The 17,229-nt window shown below is 65.3% G+C and carries 14 protein-coding genes; all 14 read right to left on the bottom strand.

Annotated elements, in window-relative coordinates:
- Positions 1–55: 55 nt before the first annotated feature.
- Positions 56–1,378, bottom strand: a complete 1,323-nt coding sequence (gene ftsA / locus JQ587_RS11480; RefSeq protein WP_212298901.1) for a cell division protein FtsA — start codon at positions 1,376–1,378, stop codon at positions 56–58.
- Positions 1,375–2,391, bottom strand: a complete 1,017-nt coding sequence (locus JQ587_RS11475; protein WP_212298902.1) for a cell division protein FtsQ/DivIB — start codon at positions 2,389–2,391, stop codon at positions 1,375–1,377. Before JQ587_RS11475 ends, ftsA begins: the two co-directional genes overlap by 4 nt.
- A 347-nt stretch (positions 2,392–2,738) precedes the next feature.
- Positions 2,739–3,725, bottom strand: a complete 987-nt coding sequence (locus tag JQ587_RS11470; protein ID WP_212298903.1) for a D-alanine--D-alanine ligase family protein — start codon at positions 3,723–3,725, stop codon at positions 2,739–2,741.
- 122 nt (positions 3,726–3,847) lie between these two features.
- Positions 3,848–4,765, bottom strand: coding sequence for a UDP-N-acetylmuramate dehydrogenase (gene murB / locus JQ587_RS11465; RefSeq protein ID WP_212425369.1), 918 nt, complete (start codon positions 4,763–4,765; stop codon positions 3,848–3,850).
- 71 nt (positions 4,766–4,836) lie between these two features.
- Positions 4,837–6,240: a UDP-N-acetylmuramate--L-alanine ligase gene (murC, locus tag JQ587_RS11460; protein ID WP_212425368.1), complete on the bottom strand. Its 1,404-nt coding sequence runs from the start codon at positions 6,238–6,240 to the stop codon at positions 4,837–4,839.
- A 203-nt stretch (positions 6,241–6,443) separates the two neighbouring features.
- A complete protein-coding gene (locus JQ587_RS11455) occupies positions 6,444–7,544 on the bottom strand; it encodes a UDP-N-acetylglucosamine--N-acetylmuramyl-(pentapeptide) pyrophosphoryl-undecaprenol N-acetylglucosamine transferase (protein WP_212425367.1) in 1,101 nt (366 codons plus the stop codon).
- A 146-nt stretch (positions 7,545–7,690) separates the two neighbouring features.
- Positions 7,691–8,842 carry a putative lipid II flippase FtsW gene (ftsW, locus tag JQ587_RS11450; RefSeq protein WP_212298907.1) on the bottom strand — a complete coding sequence of 384 codons (1,152 nt, stop codon included), beginning with the start codon at positions 8,840–8,842 and terminating at the stop codon, positions 7,691–7,693.
- Positions 8,843–8,943: 101 nt separating this feature from the next.
- Complete coding sequence (locus JQ587_RS11445) at positions 8,944–9,339, bottom strand: hypothetical protein (RefSeq protein WP_212425366.1); 396 nt, start codon at positions 9,337–9,339, stop codon at positions 8,944–8,946.
- Between the two features lie 2 nt (positions 9,340–9,341).
- Positions 9,342–10,739: a UDP-N-acetylmuramoyl-L-alanine--D-glutamate ligase gene (gene murD, locus JQ587_RS11440; protein ID WP_212425365.1), complete on the bottom strand. Its 1,398-nt coding sequence runs from the start codon at positions 10,737–10,739 to the stop codon at positions 9,342–9,344.
- Positions 10,740–10,878: 139 nt separating this feature from the next.
- Positions 10,879–11,982, bottom strand: a complete 1,104-nt coding sequence (gene mraY / locus JQ587_RS11435) for a phospho-N-acetylmuramoyl-pentapeptide-transferase (RefSeq protein WP_212425364.1) — start codon at positions 11,980–11,982, stop codon at positions 10,879–10,881.
- A 180-nt stretch (positions 11,983–12,162) separates the two neighbouring features.
- Entirely contained in the window at positions 12,163–13,542 is a 1,380-nt protein-coding gene (locus JQ587_RS11430; RefSeq protein WP_212298911.1) for a UDP-N-acetylmuramoyl-tripeptide--D-alanyl-D-alanine ligase, read from the bottom strand.
- Positions 13,539–15,011 carry a UDP-N-acetylmuramoyl-L-alanyl-D-glutamate--2,6-diaminopimelate ligase gene (locus JQ587_RS11425; protein ID WP_212425363.1) on the bottom strand — a complete coding sequence of 491 codons (1,473 nt, stop codon included), beginning with the start codon at positions 15,009–15,011 and terminating at the stop codon, positions 13,539–13,541. The genes JQ587_RS11430 and JQ587_RS11425 overlap by 4 nt, the downstream gene beginning before the upstream one ends.
- Positions 15,012–15,091: 80 nt before the next feature.
- Positions 15,092–16,840, bottom strand: a complete 1,749-nt coding sequence (locus JQ587_RS11420; protein WP_212298913.1) for a peptidoglycan D,D-transpeptidase FtsI family protein — start codon at positions 16,838–16,840, stop codon at positions 15,092–15,094.
- Positions 16,837–17,229 (bottom strand): cell division protein FtsL, encoded by a 393-nt coding sequence (gene ftsL / locus JQ587_RS11415; RefSeq protein WP_212425362.1) that lies wholly within the window; start codon positions 17,227–17,229, stop codon positions 16,837–16,839. Before ftsL ends, JQ587_RS11420 begins: the two co-directional genes overlap by 4 nt.

The raw sequence follows: 17,229 nt of genomic DNA, 5'->3' as shown, positions 1-17,229 counted from the left end.
CCCCGGCCTGCGGCCGCGGGAGTTGGTGAAAATCGACAATTGCGGAAAGCGGTCATCAAAAGCCCTCGCGTAGCCATCGTCCGACCTTTCCGAAATAACCGCCGGTCCCTGTCCTGACCTGCTGCCGCGTATGCCGCGGTTCGACATGTTCGTGATGAACATATTGCGGGTAGACGAGAAGTCCGGCCGGCACCGCGAACGCGGCGTTCTTCGCCTCGTTGGGCAGCCGGCCAAAACCGAGCGGACGTCCGACCCGCACGGGCCGGCCGAGAATTTGCGTTCCGAGCTCGACGAGGCCGGTGAGCTGCGAGGCGCCGCCCGAAAGCACGACGCGGCCCTTGGGCTCTGCCGCGAAGGGCGAATCCTTCAGCTTGTCCCGAACCATTTCGAAGACTTCCTCGGCACGATGCTTGACGATGTTGGCGATGGTGGCGCGCGAAACGATCTGCGGCAGATCCTGGTCGTCACCGGCCGTCGGCACAGACATCAGCTCACGCGAGTCCGATCCGCCGGTGATGACGGTGCCGTATAACGTCTTGATTCGCTCGGCATCGGCAATGGTCGCCGAGAGTCCGCGCGCGAGATCCATCGTGATGTGTTGCCCGCCGACCGCAAATCCGGCCGCGTGCACGAAGCGGCCGCCGGAATAGACCGCGATCGTGGTGGTGCCCGCGCCCATTTCGACCACGGCGGCGCCAAGATCGGCCTCGTCGTCGGTCAGCACCGAAAGGCCGGCCACATAGGGGCTCGCCGCCATGGCCTCGACGTTGATGTGACAGCGTTCCACAGCCAGCATCAGGTTCCGCGCCACGGTGGCGTCACAGGTGACGACATTCATGTCGACACCGAACTGATGTGCGACCATGCCGCGGGGATCACGAATGCCCTTGACGCCGTCGAGCGTGTAGCCGACGGGCAGCGCATGCAGCACGGTGCGGCCCTCGCCGGTGGCGTGGCGCATGCCGGTGGAGGTGACACGGCTGACGTCGGCCGGCGTGACCGCGCCACCGCGAATGTCGGCCGCGGCTTCGACCAGCTGGCCCGAGAGACGACCGCCGGAGACCGACAGCAAAACAGAGTCGACCCGGACCTTGGCCATTTTCTCGGCAAGCCCGACGGCCTGGCGCACCGCCTGCTCGCATTCAGTGAGATCAACCACCGCGCCGGCCTTCATGCCGCGCGACTGGATCTGGCTGTAACCGATCAGTTCAACCGCATGGGTGCGGCCGCGCAGCGCTTCGCTCGGCGCCGACGGCTTCAGCCGCGCGATCATGCAGGCGATCTTGCTGGTGCCGATGTCGAGGCAGGCGACGAGGCCGCCGCGCTTGTGCGGCATCGGGCGGGTCTTCGGCGTCTGGGTGCGATCAAGACCGGTCATGCGGCGTCCCCGGCCTTCTTTTTCTTCTTGTCCTTGAACAGATCCTCGCGCGCCTTGGCGGCGTCGTCGGACAGCTGCACCACCAGACGGTCGGGCAGGCGCATGTCGATCGCGACGATGTCCTTCGAGAACAGCCGGTCGTCCTTGTCGAGCTTGGAGAGCGCAGCGAGCGCGTTACCGACATCCTGCTCCGGCAGGCGGATGTCGAGGCCGTCCTTCAGCCTCAGGTTCCAGCGCCGCTCACCGACATAGATCGCAGCCTTGGTCACCGCATTCACCTGCGGATAGCGCGCGAGCAGCGCCAGGAAGTCGCGCGCTTGCGTGTCGGCGCCCTTGCCGACCACGAGCGGCAGCGACAGGAACCGGCGCGAGACATAGGGTTCGAGCAGCGCACCGTCGTCGGCGATGACGGAGAGCCGGCCGGCCTCCTGCCACAGCGCGAACGCCTTGCGCTCGGTGATCTCGATCATGAGCTGGCCCGGATAGAGCTTCAACACGGTCGCGTCTGCGATCCAGGGATTGGCCTTGAGCTTGTCGCGGACGTCGTCGGCATCGAGGAACAGCAGCGATGAGCGGCCGCTGACGCCACCGATCGCGAGGATCTCGTCCTGGCTGAGCTGCTTGCGACCGTTGATCACGACCGAGGTGATGCGGAAGCCGGCCGAATTGGCCATGGCGTTGCGCGCATCGCTGACTGCGGTGACGAAATCCTGGAGATGGCCGCCCTTGACGATGCCGAGGCCGCAGCTGCCGATCAGCAGCAGCACGGTCAGGGTGATCCCGACCCGGCGCGGCGCATAGCGCTCGACCAACGCGACGATACGCGGCGGCGGCTCGCGCTCGACGACAGCCTTGGCCTTGATTTTCTGCTTGGCGATGGCGCGCTTCTCAGCGCGCTTGTCTTGTACCCACTCGCGCAGAAGCACGACCGCTCCGATAGCGGCCGCCTTCAGGTCAGCTTGGGGCCTCAGCGATCTCACAAACGACCGGGTGAGGCTTCCTGCACCATCCATTGCACGAGCTCGTCAACAGTTTGCCCACGACACTGCGCGGGTCCTGGCGAACATGACGTCTCGGACTTGCCGGGCCGGGTGATGGTCTTCGGTAGAAGAAGCCGCTCCCCTTCAAAGCGTTCGCCGGCCGGATACATCCGAGACGGCTCACGCACCGGCAGCCAAAACGCCATATGCGCCGCCAGCGTTAACCTTCGGACGTCCTGGTAAACAAAAGGTAAAATTCGTTAACGCGGGATGCTTTTTGCCGAGGCCAGTGAGGCAGTTGCGCCACAATATCCGGCATTTTACCGGTTTTGGCCGCCAAACCGGGCGTTTTGGCCAATCCGGCCGTTAACCAGTCCTAACTATTTCCCCACCCGCCGCACCGCCAGCTCGATCAGGTCGCGCAGGAAGTCGACGAATTCGATACCCTCGGCTTTCAGCGCCTTGGGGTAGAGCGAGGACTTGGTCAGCCCGGGCAGCGTGTTGGTTTCGAGATAGACCAGCCCCTTCTCCGAGACGATGAAGTCGGAGCGGGAATAGCCGGTGCAGGACATCGCGCGATGCGCCAGCATGGCCTGCGCCTTGAGGGCGGCGGTGACCTCGGGGGTGAAGCGGCCGGGGCAGATCTCCTGGGTCGACTTCAAGAGATATTTCGCCGCGTAGTCGAAATTGCCCTCGCCCGGAATGATCTCGATCGGCGGCAGCGAAATGATCGAGCCGTCGGTACGCTCCAGCACGCCGCAGGTGGCTTCGATGCCGGCGATGTAGGGCTCGATCACATATTCTTCGTGCCCGGCTGCGTTGCGGACGGCGACGAGATCCTGCTTGGCGTTGACGAAGATCAGGCCATAGCTCGAGCCATCGCGCGCGGGCTTTGCGATCAGCCTGCCGTATTCGGCGAAGGCGTCATCGATGTTCTCGAGCGCGATGTTTGCCGGCGGCGTCACGCCACCGAGCGCAGCAAAGCGCTTGGCCGCGATCTTGTCGAAGGCGAGATGCGAGGACGCCGAGCCGGAGCCGGTGAACGCCACGCCGCGCGCCTCACACATCACCTGCAGTTCGCCGTTCTCGGCGCATCCGCCATGCAGGCTCAGCACCAGCACACGGTCTTCCGCCTTGGCCTGGTCGAGCGCCTGCGCGAGCGGGATGCCGCGCGTTCCCGGCATAAACTCGTCCTCGAACGGACGGGCATGTTCGAGCAGCTGCTTCGACTGCACGACATGCACCTTGTCCTCAATATCCCAAAACCAAAGATCGGCCTCCGGCAGCGCCTGATGCAACGCTTGGGCGGACGCGACCGAAACCAGGCGTTCGCGGTTAGAGCCGCCGAAGAGGATGGTGATGCGCATTCGTACCCTCATACTTGGTCATTCCGGGGCGCGCGAAGCGCGAACTATGGTGCGCGGTTGCGCACCTGAGAATCTCGAGATTCCGGGTTCGATGCTAACGCATCGCCCCGGAATGACGGTGATCATGAAACCCCGACCCGCTTGATTTCCCAGTGCAGCTCAATTCCGGAATTTGTCTTCACGCGCTCGCGTACGGTCTCGCCCAGCGTCTCGATGTCGTGCGCGGTGGCATCGCCCGTGTTGATCAGGAAATTGCAGTGCATCTCCGAGACCTGCGCGCCGCCGACACGCAAGCCGCGGCAGCCGGCGGCATCGACCAGCTTCCAGGCGGAATGGCCGGGCGGATTCTTGAAGGTCGAGCCACCGGTCTTTTCGCGGATCGGTTGCGCGGTCTCGCGATGGCTTTGCACCTCCGCCATGCGCGCGCGGATCGCATCAGCGTCCCTGATCTCGCCGCGAAAGCGCGCGGAGGTGAAGATGATGGAGGGATCGACGCCGCTGTTGCGATAGTCGAATTTCATGTCGGCGTTGGAAAAGACGTGCTTGGTGCCGTCGCGCCCGACGCCGCGCGCCTCGATCAGCACGTCCTTGGTCTCGCCGCCATTGGCGCCCGCGTTCATGCGCAGCGCGCCGCCGATCGTGCCAGGAATGCCAAAATAGAATTCGAGCCCGCCGATATTGGCGCCGGCGGCCACCTCCGCGACGCGCTTGTCGAGCGCTGCCGCACCCGCGGTGACGATGTCACCGTTCGCAGTGGCCTCACCAAAAGCGCGCGGCGCGAGCCGGATCACCGCGCCCGCAATGCCGCCGTCGCGCACGATGAGGTTGGAGCCGACACCGACGACATGGACGGGAATATCGCTAGCGAGATGCGCGAGGAAATAGGCGAGATCATCCTCGTCCGCGGGCGTGAACAGCACCTGCGCCGGCCCGCCGACACGAAACCAGGTGAGCTCGGCCAGCGACTGGTTCGCAAGCAACCGGCCGCGCAGCTCCGGCATCGCAGCTTTGAGTGAGGGGGTGATATCGGGGAAGCTCATAACGCTTCCTCGAGTGCGGCGGGAGGGAGCGCAGTGTGCTGTGCGGCGAATAGCCGATGCGACATCAGCATTCACCCCAGCGCCTTCAACTGGTCCGGCAGCGCATACGCCCATTGCGTGATGTTGCCGGCGCCGAGACACACGACGAGATCGCCCGACTTCGCCACGCCCTTCACGATGCCCGCAAGCTCCGGCGCTGCCGGCAGCGGAATCACCTCGCGGTGGCCATGCGCACGCAGACCGGAGACGAAATGATCGCGGTCGACGCCATCGATCGGCGTCTCGCCCGCGGCATAGACGTCGGCAACGATCACCGCATCGGCATCGTTGAAGCAGGTGCAGAATTCCTCGAACAGCGATTGCAGGCGGGTGTAGCGATGCGGCTGCACCACGGCGATGATCTTGCCGTTGGTGGATTCCCGCGCGGCCTTCAGCACCGCCGCGATCTCCACCGGGTGATGGCCATAATCGTCGATCACGGTGACGCCGTTCCACTCGCCGGTCTTGGTGAAGCGGCGCTTGACGCCGCCGAAGCCGGCGATCGCCTTGCGGATTGCGTCATCCGAAACGCCGAGCTCGCGCGCGACCGCAATCGCGGCCGTCGCGTTGGAGGCGTTGTGACGGCCCGGCATCGGCAGCATGAGATCGGCGATCTCGTGCACGGCGCTGGTCTTGCGATCGCGGAACGCGACCTTGAATTTCGAGCCGCCGCCCATCGGAGTGAGATCAAGCAGCCGCGCGTCGGCCTGTGGATTCTCGCCGTAGGTGACGATGCGGCGATCCTCGATCTTGCCGACGAGGCTTTGCACCACAGGATGATCGATGCACATCACAGCAAAGCCGTAGAACGGCAGGTTCTCGACGAAATGCCGGAACGCATCCTGCACGGCATCGAACGTCTTGAAGTGATCGAGATGCTCGGGGTCGACATTGGTGACGATCGCCACGTCCGTCGGCAGCTTCAGGAACGTGCCGTCGCTCTCGTCGGCCTCCACCACCATCCAGTCGCCAGCGCCGAGACGCGCGTTGGAGCCGTATGCATTGATGATGCCGCCGTTGATCACGGTCGGATCGAGCCCACCAGCATCGAGCAGCGTTGCGACCATCGTGGTGGTCGTGGTCTTGCCGTGCGTGCCGGCGATCGCGACGCAGCTCTTCAGCCGCATCAATTCGGCCAGCATCTCGGCGCGGCGCACCACGGGGATGCGCCGCTCGCGCGCCGCCATCAGTTCCGGATTGTCGCGCTTGATCGCGGTAGAGACCACGACGACCTCGGCGCCGTCGACATTCTCGGCCTTGTGGCCGACGGACACCTTCGCGCCCTTCTTGCGCAGACGGTCGAGATTGTAATTGTCGGAGGCATCCGAGCCCTGCACGGCATAGCCGAGATTGACCAGCACCTCGGCGATGCCGCTCATGCCGATCCCGCCGATCCCGACGAAGTGGATGGGTCCGATCTCGCGCGGCAGTCTCATGCTTTGTCCTATGGTTCCGTCGTCATGCCCGGGCTTGTCCCGGGCATCCACGAATCCCAAGCTACTTCATGCAAGACGTGGATGCACAGCCACTCGGTATACCGAGTGCCGTCTCTTTTTAAAGGACCAAGTCGGGATAAATCCGACTTGGATGGACAAGCCCGGCCATGACGGCAAAAATACGAAAATCCGTCCGTTTAGGCTCAGATTCCCGCGACTTTGACCACCAAATCGGCCAGCCGCTCGGCGGCGTCGAGCCGGCCTGCCCCCTTCGCTGCGGCGGCCATGTCGGCAAGGCGCGCCGGCTCGGCGGCGAAACCGGAGATCTCGGCAGCAAGGCGGTCAGAGGTGAACTCGGGCTGAGGAATGCGGATGGCGCCGTCGACCTTGGCCAGCACGCCGGCATTGGCGAACTGGTCCTGGTCGATCGAGCCGGGCAGCGGCACCAGGATTGAGGGCCGGCCGATCGCGGCGAGCTCGGCCACAGTGCCGGCGCCGGAGCGCGACACCACCAGATGATTGGAGGCGAGCCGCGCCGGCAGATCGGTGAAGAACGGCGCCAGCTCGGCCTTGATCTTGAGCTTGCCGTAGACCGCGCGGACGCGGCCCATGTCTTCGTCGCGGACCTGCTGGGTCAGGATGAGCCGGCCCCACAATGCGGGCTCGAGCCGTTCGATCGCGCCCGGCACGATATCGGCCATGATACGCGCGCCCTGGCTGCCGCCGACGACGAGAAGGCGCAGCGGGCCGTTCACTTCGGGGGCGGCATATGGCACCGCCGCAGCGGCAAGCACCGCCGGCCGCATCGGCGTGCCGACCGTCGTGGTCTTGCCTGCCAGCGTCGGATCGCGGTCGAGCACGCCCGGCAACGATGTCGCGATGGCGCGGACGCGCCCCGACAGGAACCGATTGGCGCGGCCGAGCACGGCATTGGCGTCGTGGATGATGCCGGGCACGCCCGCGAATTTCGCAGCGATCAGCGGCGGCAATGTCGGATAGCCGCCGAAGCCGACGACGGCAACAGGCTTCAATCGCTTGATCAAGCCGTAGGCGGACAGCGTGCCGGTGGCGAGCGTGAGCCCGGCATAGGCGATCTGAAGCGGATTGCGGCCGCGCGCGGTCTCGCTCGCAACGACGTCGATCATGTCCTTGCTGAACAGCCCGCTGTAGCGCAGCGCGCGCTCGTCCGTAACAAGGCGCACGCGGAAACCACGCCGGATCAGTTCGACGCCGAGCGCCTCGGCCGGAAACAGATGGCCGCCGGTACCGCCCGCGGCGAGAAGAATCAGGGGGGACGTGTCCATGGTGAGGGACTTTTACAAGGTCTTTCTCGTCATTGCGAGCGCAGCGAAGCAATCCAGACTGCCCCCGCGGAGACACTCTGGATTGCTTCGTCGCTCCAGTGCAAAATTGCTTTGCAATTTTGTCACGAGCTCCTCGCAATGACGGCTTACGCGTAACTCCGCATCGCGTCGGCGTGGCCGCTGGCCTCGACCTCGGTGCGCGGACGCAGCCGTGTCAGAGCCAGCATCATGCCAACGCCGTAAGCCAACGACACGATCGAGGAACCGCCATAAGAGATGAACGGCAGCGTCATGCCTTTGGCGGGGATGAGCTGGAGGTTGACCGACATGTTGATCGCCGCCTGCACGCCGAACAGGATGGCGAGGCCCGAGGCGGCAAAGCGCGAGAACATGTCCTCGTTGGCATAGGCGCGCGACAGCGTGCGGATCACGACGAAGGCGAACAGCGCCAGCATGGCGAGGCACAGGATGATGCCGAACTCTTCGGCGGCGACCGCGAACACGAAGTCGGTGTGGCTGTCCGGCAGGCTGCGCTTGGCGATGCCCTCGCCAGGCCCCAAGCCGAACCAGCCACCGTTGTAGAAGGCCTCCATCGCGGTATCGACCTGGAAGGTGTCTCCGGAGGCCGGGTTCATGAAGCGCTTGATGCGGCCCGCGACGTGCGGAACGAACAGGTAAGCGCTGAACAGACCGGCCGCGCCGAGACCCGCAAGGCCGAACACCCAGATCATGCGCATGCCCGCGATGAAGAACAGCGAGCCCCAAACCATCAGGATCAACATGGTCTGGCCGAAATCCGGCTCCATCACCAGCAGCGACACCAGCATCAACAGCAGCACCAGCGCCATCGACGTCGCCGGCATTTCCGGCCGCTTGGTCGATTCCGCGAACAGCCAGGCCGCGATGACGACGAACGAGGGCTTTGCGATTTCGGAGGCCTGGATGTTGACGCCGAGCAGCGTGATCCAGCGCCGCGAGCCCTTCACCTCGGGGCCGATGGCGAGTGTCACGACGATCAGGATGATGCTGACGGTGAAGATGATCAGTGCGCTGCGCCGGATCGAGCGCGGCGACAGGAAGGAGACGCCGACCAGCACCATGAAGGACGGCGCCAGGAACATCACGTGGCGGCTGAAGAAGTGGAAGGGATCGAGGCCGATGCGGGTCGCGACCGGCGGGCTCGCCGCCAGCGACAGGATGACGCCGGTCAGCATCAGCACCAGGATCGCGCCGAGCAGCGGCTTATCGACGGTCCACCACCACTCGGTAAAGGGGGTGCGTTCTTCACGGGAGAGCATGGGCGGCCGCTTTCGGACAGAGGTCCGTCCATTGGTCGCCGAGGTTGGTTACCGCAGGGTTAAGGGAATGGATATCTTTGGCGATAGATCCGCCCGCGGCCCTATTCGTAGTCGATCGCGATATCCCCGGCACGCTGCTCGCGCTTGTAGATCTGGTCCGGCTCCGGAATGAAGCCGATCCTGACTGCCCGCTCGCTGCTCCAGGCGACGACGACCTCGAGATGCCCGCGCACGCTGACAAAGGTCGGCGTGCTCTCGGGCGAGAACGTCCGGCCGCGCGCAATGATGCTGGCTTGCGTGCTCTCAGGTACCGTCGTTCCGCACGTCTTCCAGACCACGACGACCAGCTTGGCGCCGCTCGGAGAGGCGAACAACTTCTGGCGAACGACGCGGCACGCGCCGAACTCGTGCATGACGCTATCGAAGAGGACGACACAGAGGAAACCGACCGGCACAGCCAGAGCGACGACAAGTCCGATCCAGCGTCGCCGCGGCATCCTCACACCACCGGCTTCACGCCCGGCAGCGCCTGCACCAATTCGCGGAACTTGGTGCCGCGGATCTCGAAGTTGCGGTACTGGTCGAAGGAGGCGCAGGCCGGCGACAGCAGCACGACTGCGTCGGCAAGCCCCGAGGCTTCCGCGTCACGCGCGGCATGGTCGACCGCGACATCAAGCGTCTGGCTGATCTCGTGCGCGACCGAACCAAGCGTGCCGGAAAACTCCTGCGCGGCTTCGCCGATCAGATAGGCCTTGCGGATGCGCGGGAAGAAGGAGGTCAGGCTGGTGATGCCGCCCGCCTTCGGCTTGCCGCCCGCGATCCAGAAGATGTCGGCAAAGGACGACAGCGCATGCGCGGTGGCGTCCGCGTTGGTGCCCTTGGAATCGTTGACGAACAGAACGTTGCCGCGGCGGCCGACCTGCTCCATGCGGTGCGCCAGGCCCGGAAAGCTGCGCAGGCCGTTCTGCAGCACATCCAGGCTGATGCCCATCGCGAGCGCGGCCGCGGCGGCGCAGGCTGCGTTCTGCGCATTGTGCTGGCCGCGCAGCGAACCGATGCCGCCGAGCTTCGCGACTTCGCTTCGCGCGCCGCCCGCCGTGCGCACGATGGTGCCGTGCTCGACGTGAATGCCGGAAGCCAGCGGATTCTTGACGGAGATCCGCACCACATTCTTGCCGGCGCGATCGAGCCGGTCGGCGATGTCGCGGCAATAGCCGTCATCGACGCCGATGATCGAGGTGCCGCCTGCCTGCACGCCTGCAACGAGGCGCTCCTTCACCGCGGCGTAATGTTCGATCGTGCCGTGACGATCGATGTGGTCTTCGCTGACATTGAGCAAGATGCCGACGGAGGGATCGAGCGAGGGCGTGAGGTCGATCTGGTAGGACGACATCTCGATGACGTGGACGCGGCCCATGCGCGGCGGCTCCAGCGACAGGATCGCGGTGCCGATATTGCCGCCCATCTGGGTGTCGTAACCGGCGACTTTCGTCAGATGCGCGATCAGGGCCGTCGTGGTCGACTTGCCATTGGTGCCGGTGATGGCGACGAACGGCGCGTTCGGGGCGTGACGGCGCCGCTCGCGGCAGAACAGCTCGATATCGCCGATCACCTCGACGCCGGCTTCACGCGCCTTCAGCACGCTCCAGTGCGGCACCGGATGCGTCAGCGGCACGCCGGGCGCGAGCACCAGCGCTGCGAAATTCGCCCAGGAGACGTTGCGCAGGTCCGCGGTGATGAAACCGGCCTGTGCTGCCTTGGCGACGTTCTCCGCATTATCGTCGGCGGCGATCACCTCGGCACCACCCGCTTTCAGCGCGTGGCAGGAGGCGAGCCCCGAACCGCCGAGGCCGAACACCGCGACCGTCTTGCCGGCGAAGGAAGTAACGGGGATCATGCCTAGACCCCGGTCATTCCGGGGCGACGCGACAGCGTCGAACCCGGAATCTCGAGATTCTCAGGTGCGCAACCGCGCACCATAGTTCTCGCTTCGCAAGCCCCGGAATGACAGCAAGATTGAATCACCGCGACCATGATCACCGCAGCTTCAGCGTGGAGAGGCCGGCGAGCGCCAACATCACCGAGATGATCCAGAAGCGGATCACGATCTGCGGCTCGGTCCAGCCGAGCTGCTCGAAATGGTGGTGGATCGGCGCCATGCGGAAGATGCGCTTGCCCGTGAGCTTGAACGACACCACCTGCACGATGACGGAGACCGCCTCCAGCACGAACAGGCCGCCGATCACCGCAAGCACGATCTCGTGCTTCACCGCGACCGCGATCGCACCGAGCATGCCGCCGAGCGCGAGCGAGCCGGTGTCGCCCATGAAGATCGAGGCCGGCGGCGCGTTGAACCAGAGGAAGCCGAGGCCGGCGCCGAGCAGCGCGCCGCAGAGCACGGCGAGCTCGCCGGTACCGGCGACATATTTGATCTGGAGATAGTCAGCAAACACCGCGTTGCCGGCGAGATAGGCGATCATCGCAAAGCTCGCGGTCGCGATCATCACCGGCACGATGGCGAGGCCGTCAAGACCATCGGTGAGGTTCACCGCATTGCCGGCGCCGACGATGACGAAGGCGCCGAACACGACGAAGAACCAGCCGAAATGCAGCACGGTGTCCTTCAGAAAGGGAATCGTCAGCGCGGTCGACGCGGGATCGCGGTTCAGCCGCACCAGCGCATAGCAGGCGACCAGCGCGATGATCGCCTCGATCAAGAGGCGCAGCTTGCCGCCGAACCCGCTCGTGGTCTGCTTGGTCACCTTGAGGTAGTCGTCATAGAAGCCGACGAAGCCGAAGCCGAGCGTCACCGCCAGCACGATCCAGACATAGGGATTGAGCGGATTGCACCACAGCACGGTGCCAACCGTGAGGCCGGACAGGATCATCAGCCCGCCCATGGTGGGCGTGCCCTTCTTGGCCAGATGCGATTGCGGACCGTCGGTGCGGATCGGCTGGCCCTTGCCCTGGCGGATGCGCAGATGATCGATGATCCAGGGCCCGAACAGGAACACAAACAGCGCGCCAGTGACGATGGCGCCGCCGGTGCGGAAGGTGATGTAGCGGAAGACGTTCAGAACGGTGCGCACGGCACCGAAGCTCGGAAATGTGTTGGAGAGCTCGATCAGCCAGTAAAACATTCAGACGGTCCTATGGCGCCTTTCGCACGCAGAGATTTTTCAGACGCAGATGTCGCCGCACGCGCGTTCGCGTATCTTCAGCATGGGGCGGGCGACCTCCAAGAAACTTGACGGCAGGAAACCGGCCGGTATTTGCACCGCAAATACGGTGGGATTCGGGAACGACGCTTTCCAAGCAGTTTACGCCTTTGCCTGCAAGGCGGCCACTAGGCCCGGCACAAACTTGTTGACCCAGAACATCTTCTTGCTGCCCTTGACAACCACGACATCGCCTGCCTTCAGCAGGCCCGCAACCTCACTGGCTCTAAGCGTCGCGGGATCGTCGTGCCAGCCGAGCCGTTTGCCGGCGGGAAGCGCGTCATAGAGGTGACGCATCAGCGGGCCGACGCAATAGATGCCGTCGATGCCGTCGAGATGCGTTGTGAGGGCGGTGTGGTAGCTTGGTGCGTCGTCGCCCAGTTCCAGCATGTCGCCAAGCACCGCAATGCGGCGGCCGCCGGTCATGTTGCGCGCCAGCAGACTTTGCAGCGCAGCAGCCACGCTCGCCGGATTGCCGTTAAAGCTGTCGTCAATCACGGTGACGCCACCGACCGCCTGCTCCACGCCGCGGCCGGTCATGATGCCGACGCGGTCGAGCTTGATGGCGAGCGTCGCCACATCGAGATGCGCGGCATGGATTGAAGCGAGCGCAGCGAGCGCGTTCTGCACGCGGTGTGGTGCGCCCGGCGTGAGACTGAATGCGATCTCCTTCTTGCCGATCCCGGCCACGATCTGCCAGCTCTCGCCATGTGGGGCGTGCGCGACCTCGTGCACCTCGGCTTTCTCCCCGAAGCGCACCACCTTGCCCTTCCAGTCGGGCGCCTTGATCCCGGCCGGCAGCACCAGCACGCCGTCCTCGGGCAGGCCGAGCGCGATCGACACCTTCTCGCGTCGGATCGCGTCGAGCGAGCCGAGCTTTTCCAGATGCACCGGCTGGACATTGACGACCAGCGCGACCGTTGGCCGCGTCAATTCGCTGAGCCGCGCGATCTCGCCAGTCTGGTTCATGCCCATCTCGACGACCCAGAGACTGGCATCGGGCCGGGCGTTGCACAGCGTCAGCGGCACGCCCCAGAAGTTGTTGAAGCTGGAGGGGCTCGCATAGGCATTGGGATAGGCCGCCAGAAATTCCTTGGTGCTGGTCTTGCCGGCGCTGCCGGTGAGCCCAATCACTGGCCCGCGAAATCGCGCACGTGCAGCGCGTGCGAGGCCCCAGAGGCCGTCGATCAGCGTGTCCTTCACCACGATCTGCGGAACGCGAACGCCCGCGATCTGATGCGGCACGATCATCGCAACCGCGCCGGAGGCTTCCGCCTTGTCCGCGAACTCCCAACCGTCGCGCGCGCTGGCGAAGGCCGAGATGAAGCCACCGCTCGGCGTACCGGATAGCGCAACGAACAGGCTGCCCGGCTTCACCAGGCGGCTGTCCTGGGTGACGAAGTCGATCGGCGTGTCCGGGAATGATCCATCCGCGCCCAGCGCACGCGCCACCTCGGCAACCGTCCATAATGGCCCGCTCATGCGACCCTCGATGCTAATGCGGCGGCGACCGCCTCGTGATCACTGAACGGCAGAACCTCGCCGCCGACGATCTGCCCGGTCTCGTGCCCCTTGCCGGCAACGAGCAGCGCATCGCCCCCTTCGAGCTCCTCGATCGCAGCGCGGATCGCCGCTGCGCGGTCGCCGATCTCGCGCGCGCCTTTCGCGGTAGCGAGAATCGCGGCGCGAATGGCCTCGGGCTTCTCGCTGCGCGGATTGTCGTCGGTGATGATGACGCGGTCGGCATTCTCCGCCGCGATCTCGCCCATGATCGGCCGCTTGCCGGCGTCACGATCGCCGCCGGCGCCGAACACGACAACCAGCCTGCGCTTCGCGTAAGGGCGCAGTGCCTGCAACGCTTTCGCCAGCGCATCGGGCTTGTGGGCGTAGTCGACGAAGATCGGCGCGCCGTTGCGCTCGCCGACGCGCTCGAGCCGGCCCTTGGCGCCTTCGAGATGCTCGAGGCTCGCAAACACATTGGCTGCATCACTGCCGGTGCCTATCGCAAGACCGGCCGACACCAGCGCATTCTCGATCTGGAATTCGCCGACCAGCGGCAGTCGCACCGCATAACTCTTGCCGCGATGCTCGAGCGCAAGCTTTTGCGAGAAGCCTTCGACCACCGCCTCGGCGAGACGGATACCCTCGCCTGACCCATCGCCGTTGCGGCCGACCGCCATCACGCGCAGACCGCGCGTCTTCGCAGCATCAACCGCCTCCGCCGAGCAATCATGATCGGCGGAGATCACCGCGGCGCCGCCGGGCGGAACGAGCTCGCGGAACAGCCTGAGCTTTGCAGCGAGATAATGCGCGACGGTCGGATGGTAATCCATGTGATCGCGCGAAAGGTTGGTGAAGCCGCCGGCGGAGACGCGCACGCCGTCGAGGCGATATTGATCGAGACCGTGCGACGACGCCTCGAACGCAAGATGCGTCACGCCCTCCTGCGCGATCTCATTGAGCTGCCGGTGCAGCGCGATCGGATCCGGCGTCGTCAGCGAGCCGTAGACGGTGCGCTTCGGCGAGACGAGGCCGATGGTGCCGATGCTGGCGGAGGCATGCCCCAGCCGCTCCCAGATCTGGCGCGTGAACGCGGCAACCGAGGTCTTGCCACTGGTTCCGGTCACAGCGGCGATGGTTGCAGGCTGTGCCGGGAAAAACTTTGCGGCGGCCATCGCCAGCGCGCGGCGCGGATTGCCGACAGCGACGAACGGCACCTTGCAGTCATCAGGCTCGTGATCGCCGACCACAGCCACCGCGCCGGCCGCGACCGCCGCATCGACGAAGCGCGCGCCGTCGGTCTTGCTGCCGGCGAGCGCAAAGAAGAGATCACCCGGCTTGACCACACGGCTGTCGAGCGCAATGCCGCTCACGTCGAGCGCCGCGACAGCGGGCTCGATTGCGGCATCATTGCCCAAGACATCCTGACCCAAGAGGTCGCGCAGCTTCATGGTCTTCCAGTTGCCGTGCCGGAAAGCCGAATCTTGAGGGAAATCCCCGACTCAGCAGCGGCTACGGCCTACCCGATTGATTACTGGGTTGTCCTAGATGCTGCAAGAATAAGGCGGTCAGCAGGCGGCAGGTCGTAGCGGGGCTCGATGCCGAGAAGCGGTCCGATCCGGGTAATGACGTTGCCGGCGGTCGGGACGGCGTTCCAGCCCGACGTGATGAAGCCGTAGGTTTCCTTCAGCGGCTGCGGCTCGTCGAGCATGATCAGGAGCTGGTATTTCGGCTTGTCCGCCGGCAGGATCGCGGTGAACGCGGTCAGCACCCGCTTCTTGGCGTAGCGGCCGTTGACCACCTTTTCCGCGGTGCCGGTCTTGCCGCCGATATAATAGCCCTTCACGTCGGCCTTGCGCGCCGTACCGATCTCGGCGTTCAGCCGCATCAGGAAGCGCATCTTGTCCGAGGTCTCGGGCTTGATCACGCGCTTGGCGATCGCCCGCGCCTCCTCCTCGGAGCGCTTGAGGAAGGTCGGCGGAATCAGAAGGCCGCCATTGGCGAGCGCGCTGACGCCCATCACCGCCTGCAGCGGCGCGACCGCCATGCCGTGGCCGAACGCGATGGTGATGGTGTTCAGCTCGCTCCAGCGCCGCGGCAGGATCGGCGAGGCGCTTTCCGGCAGCTCGGTGCGAAGCCGCTCGAGCTGTCCCATCTTGCGCAGGAACGCCTTGTGCGCCTCTACGCCCTGCGACAGCGCAATCCGCGCCGCGCCGACGTTGGAGGAGAAGGTGAACACCTCTTTCATGTTGAGGAAGCGGCCCTTCGGCTCGTCGTCATGGATCGCGAACTTGCCGTAGTGCAGCGGCCCGCGCGCGTCCCACAGCGAGTCGAGACCATATTTGCCGGTGTCGAGCGCCATCGCGAGCGTGAAGGCCTTGAAGGTCGAGCCCATCTCGTAGACGCCGGTGGTCAGGCGGTTGATGCGGTCGGGATCGTGGGCTTCCTTCGGATTGTTCGGGTCGAAATCCGGCACCGAGACCATCGCGATGATTTCGCCGGTGTTGACGTTGGTGACGAGGCCGGAGGCCGCCTTGGTGTGGAACTTCTCCTTGGCCTTGAGCAGCTCGTCGCGCAGCGCGTGCTCGACGCGCAGGTCGACCGACAGCTCGACCGGCTTCTGCAGCCGGTCGATGGCAAAGCCGGCGCGATGGAGATCGGCGAGGCCCTGGTTATCGAGCCACTTCTCCATGCCGGCAATGCCCTGGTTGTCGATGTTGACGAGGCCGATGAGGTGGGCGACCTCGTTGCCGGTCGGATAGACGCGCTTGTTCTCACGCAGGAAGCCGATGCCGGGGATGCCGAGCTTGTGGATGTCCTGCTGCTGCTTCGCCGTGATCTCGCGCTTGAGCCAGACGAAACCCTTGCGCGTTTTCAGGCGCTCGCGCACCTCGGCTTCGTCGAGGTCGGGCACCGTCGCGGTCAGAAGCTCGATCGCCTCGTCCTTGTCGATGATGCGGCGCGGCTCGCCGAACATGCTGGCGGCCTTGACGTCGGTCGCAAGGATCGCGCCGTTGCGGTCGACGATGTCGGGCCGCGCAGTCGCGACCACTTCCTGCGAGGCGGCGCGCCGCGCGCTGTGGGCGTCGGCGCCGATCGCGAACATCACGAGCCGGCCGCCGATCAGGGCGTAGATGGTTCCGAAGGCCAGCATCGCCAGGCCAACGCGCGCCCGGGCCTTCGCCTGGCGGTCGACATTGCGCCCGTAGAGCAGGCTGCGGACCAGGCGCTGCCGCCAGGGTTCGGTCGGCTTGGGTTTGGCCGGAGTCAAAGCGCTCATTGCTTGTCCTCAGGCTGAGGCACGGAGCCCGTTACGGTATCAGGATCGCTCGCTGCTTCGATGGTGTTGAGCATGGCGCCGATCGGATCGGGCTCGCCCGGCCTGAACATCCGCGGCGGACGATCCGGCAGGTTCTTCAGTGAATCATATTGCGTGCCGTTGACGGGCTTGAGCGGCAGATGCCGCTCGACGAGGCCCTGTAGCCGCAAGGGCGCATCGAGCTTGGCCCATTCGGAGCGCAGCTGCGCGATGGCGTCGCGCTGCTCGCGGATCTCGGCGTGCAGCCGCAGCACCTTCTCGGTGCGGGCGGTGGAATCCATCTTGATCCGGTAGACATAGGCGGCCGCGAAGATCAGCGCGCCGATGACGAGGAGGTGGATGAAGCGCAT

Origin of the sequence: Bradyrhizobium manausense (assembly GCF_018130615.1) — a bacterium.
GTDB lineage: Bacteria > Pseudomonadota > Alphaproteobacteria > Rhizobiales > Xanthobacteraceae > Bradyrhizobium > Bradyrhizobium manausense_A.
Note: the sequence above shows the minus strand (reverse complement) of the source record. Positions and strands in the feature narration are given on the sequence as shown.

Bases quoted from the DNA above. Each gene is read 5' to 3' on its own strand.
- ftsA (WP_212298901.1), bottom strand. From the start codon at position 1,378: ATGACCGGTCTTGATCGCACCCAGACGCCGAAGACCCGCCCGATGCCG.
- JQ587_RS11475 (WP_212298902.1), bottom strand. From the start codon at position 2,391: ATGGATGGTGCAGGAAGCCTCACCCGGTCGTTTGTGAGATCGCTGAGG.
- JQ587_RS11470 (WP_212298903.1), bottom strand. From the start codon at position 3,725: ATGCGCATCACCATCCTCTTCGGCGGCTCTAACCGCGAACGCCTGGTT.
- murB (WP_212425369.1), bottom strand. From the start codon at position 4,765: ATGAGCTTCCCCGATATCACCCCCTCACTCAAAGCTGCGATGCCGGAG.
- murC (WP_212425368.1), bottom strand. From the start codon at position 6,240: ATGAGACTGCCGCGCGAGATCGGACCCATCCACTTCGTCGGGATCGGC.
- JQ587_RS11455 (WP_212425367.1), bottom strand. From the start codon at position 7,544: ATGGACACGTCCCCCCTGATTCTTCTCGCCGCGGGCGGTACCGGCGGC.
- ftsW (WP_212298907.1), bottom strand. From the start codon at position 8,842: ATGCTCTCCCGTGAAGAACGCACCCCCTTTACCGAGTGGTGGTGGACC.
- JQ587_RS11445 (WP_212425366.1), bottom strand. From the start codon at position 9,339: ATGCCGCGGCGACGCTGGATCGGACTTGTCGTCGCTCTGGCTGTGCCG.
- murD (WP_212425365.1), bottom strand. From the start codon at position 10,739: ATGATCCCCGTTACTTCCTTCGCCGGCAAGACGGTCGCGGTGTTCGGC.
- mraY (WP_212425364.1), bottom strand. From the start codon at position 11,982: ATGTTTTACTGGCTGATCGAGCTCTCCAACACATTTCCGAGCTTCGGT.
- JQ587_RS11430 (WP_212298911.1), bottom strand. From the start codon at position 13,542: ATGAGCGGGCCATTATGGACGGTTGCCGAGGTGGCGCGTGCGCTGGGC.
- JQ587_RS11425 (WP_212425363.1), bottom strand. From the start codon at position 15,011: ATGAAGCTGCGCGACCTCTTGGGTCAGGATGTCTTGGGCAATGATGCC.
- JQ587_RS11420 (WP_212298913.1), bottom strand. From the start codon at position 16,840: ATGAGCGCTTTGACTCCGGCCAAACCCAAGCCGACCGAACCCTGGCGG.
- ftsL (WP_212425362.1), bottom strand. From the start codon at position 17,229: ATGCGCTTCATCCACCTCCTCGTCATCGGCGCGCTGATCTTCGCGGCC.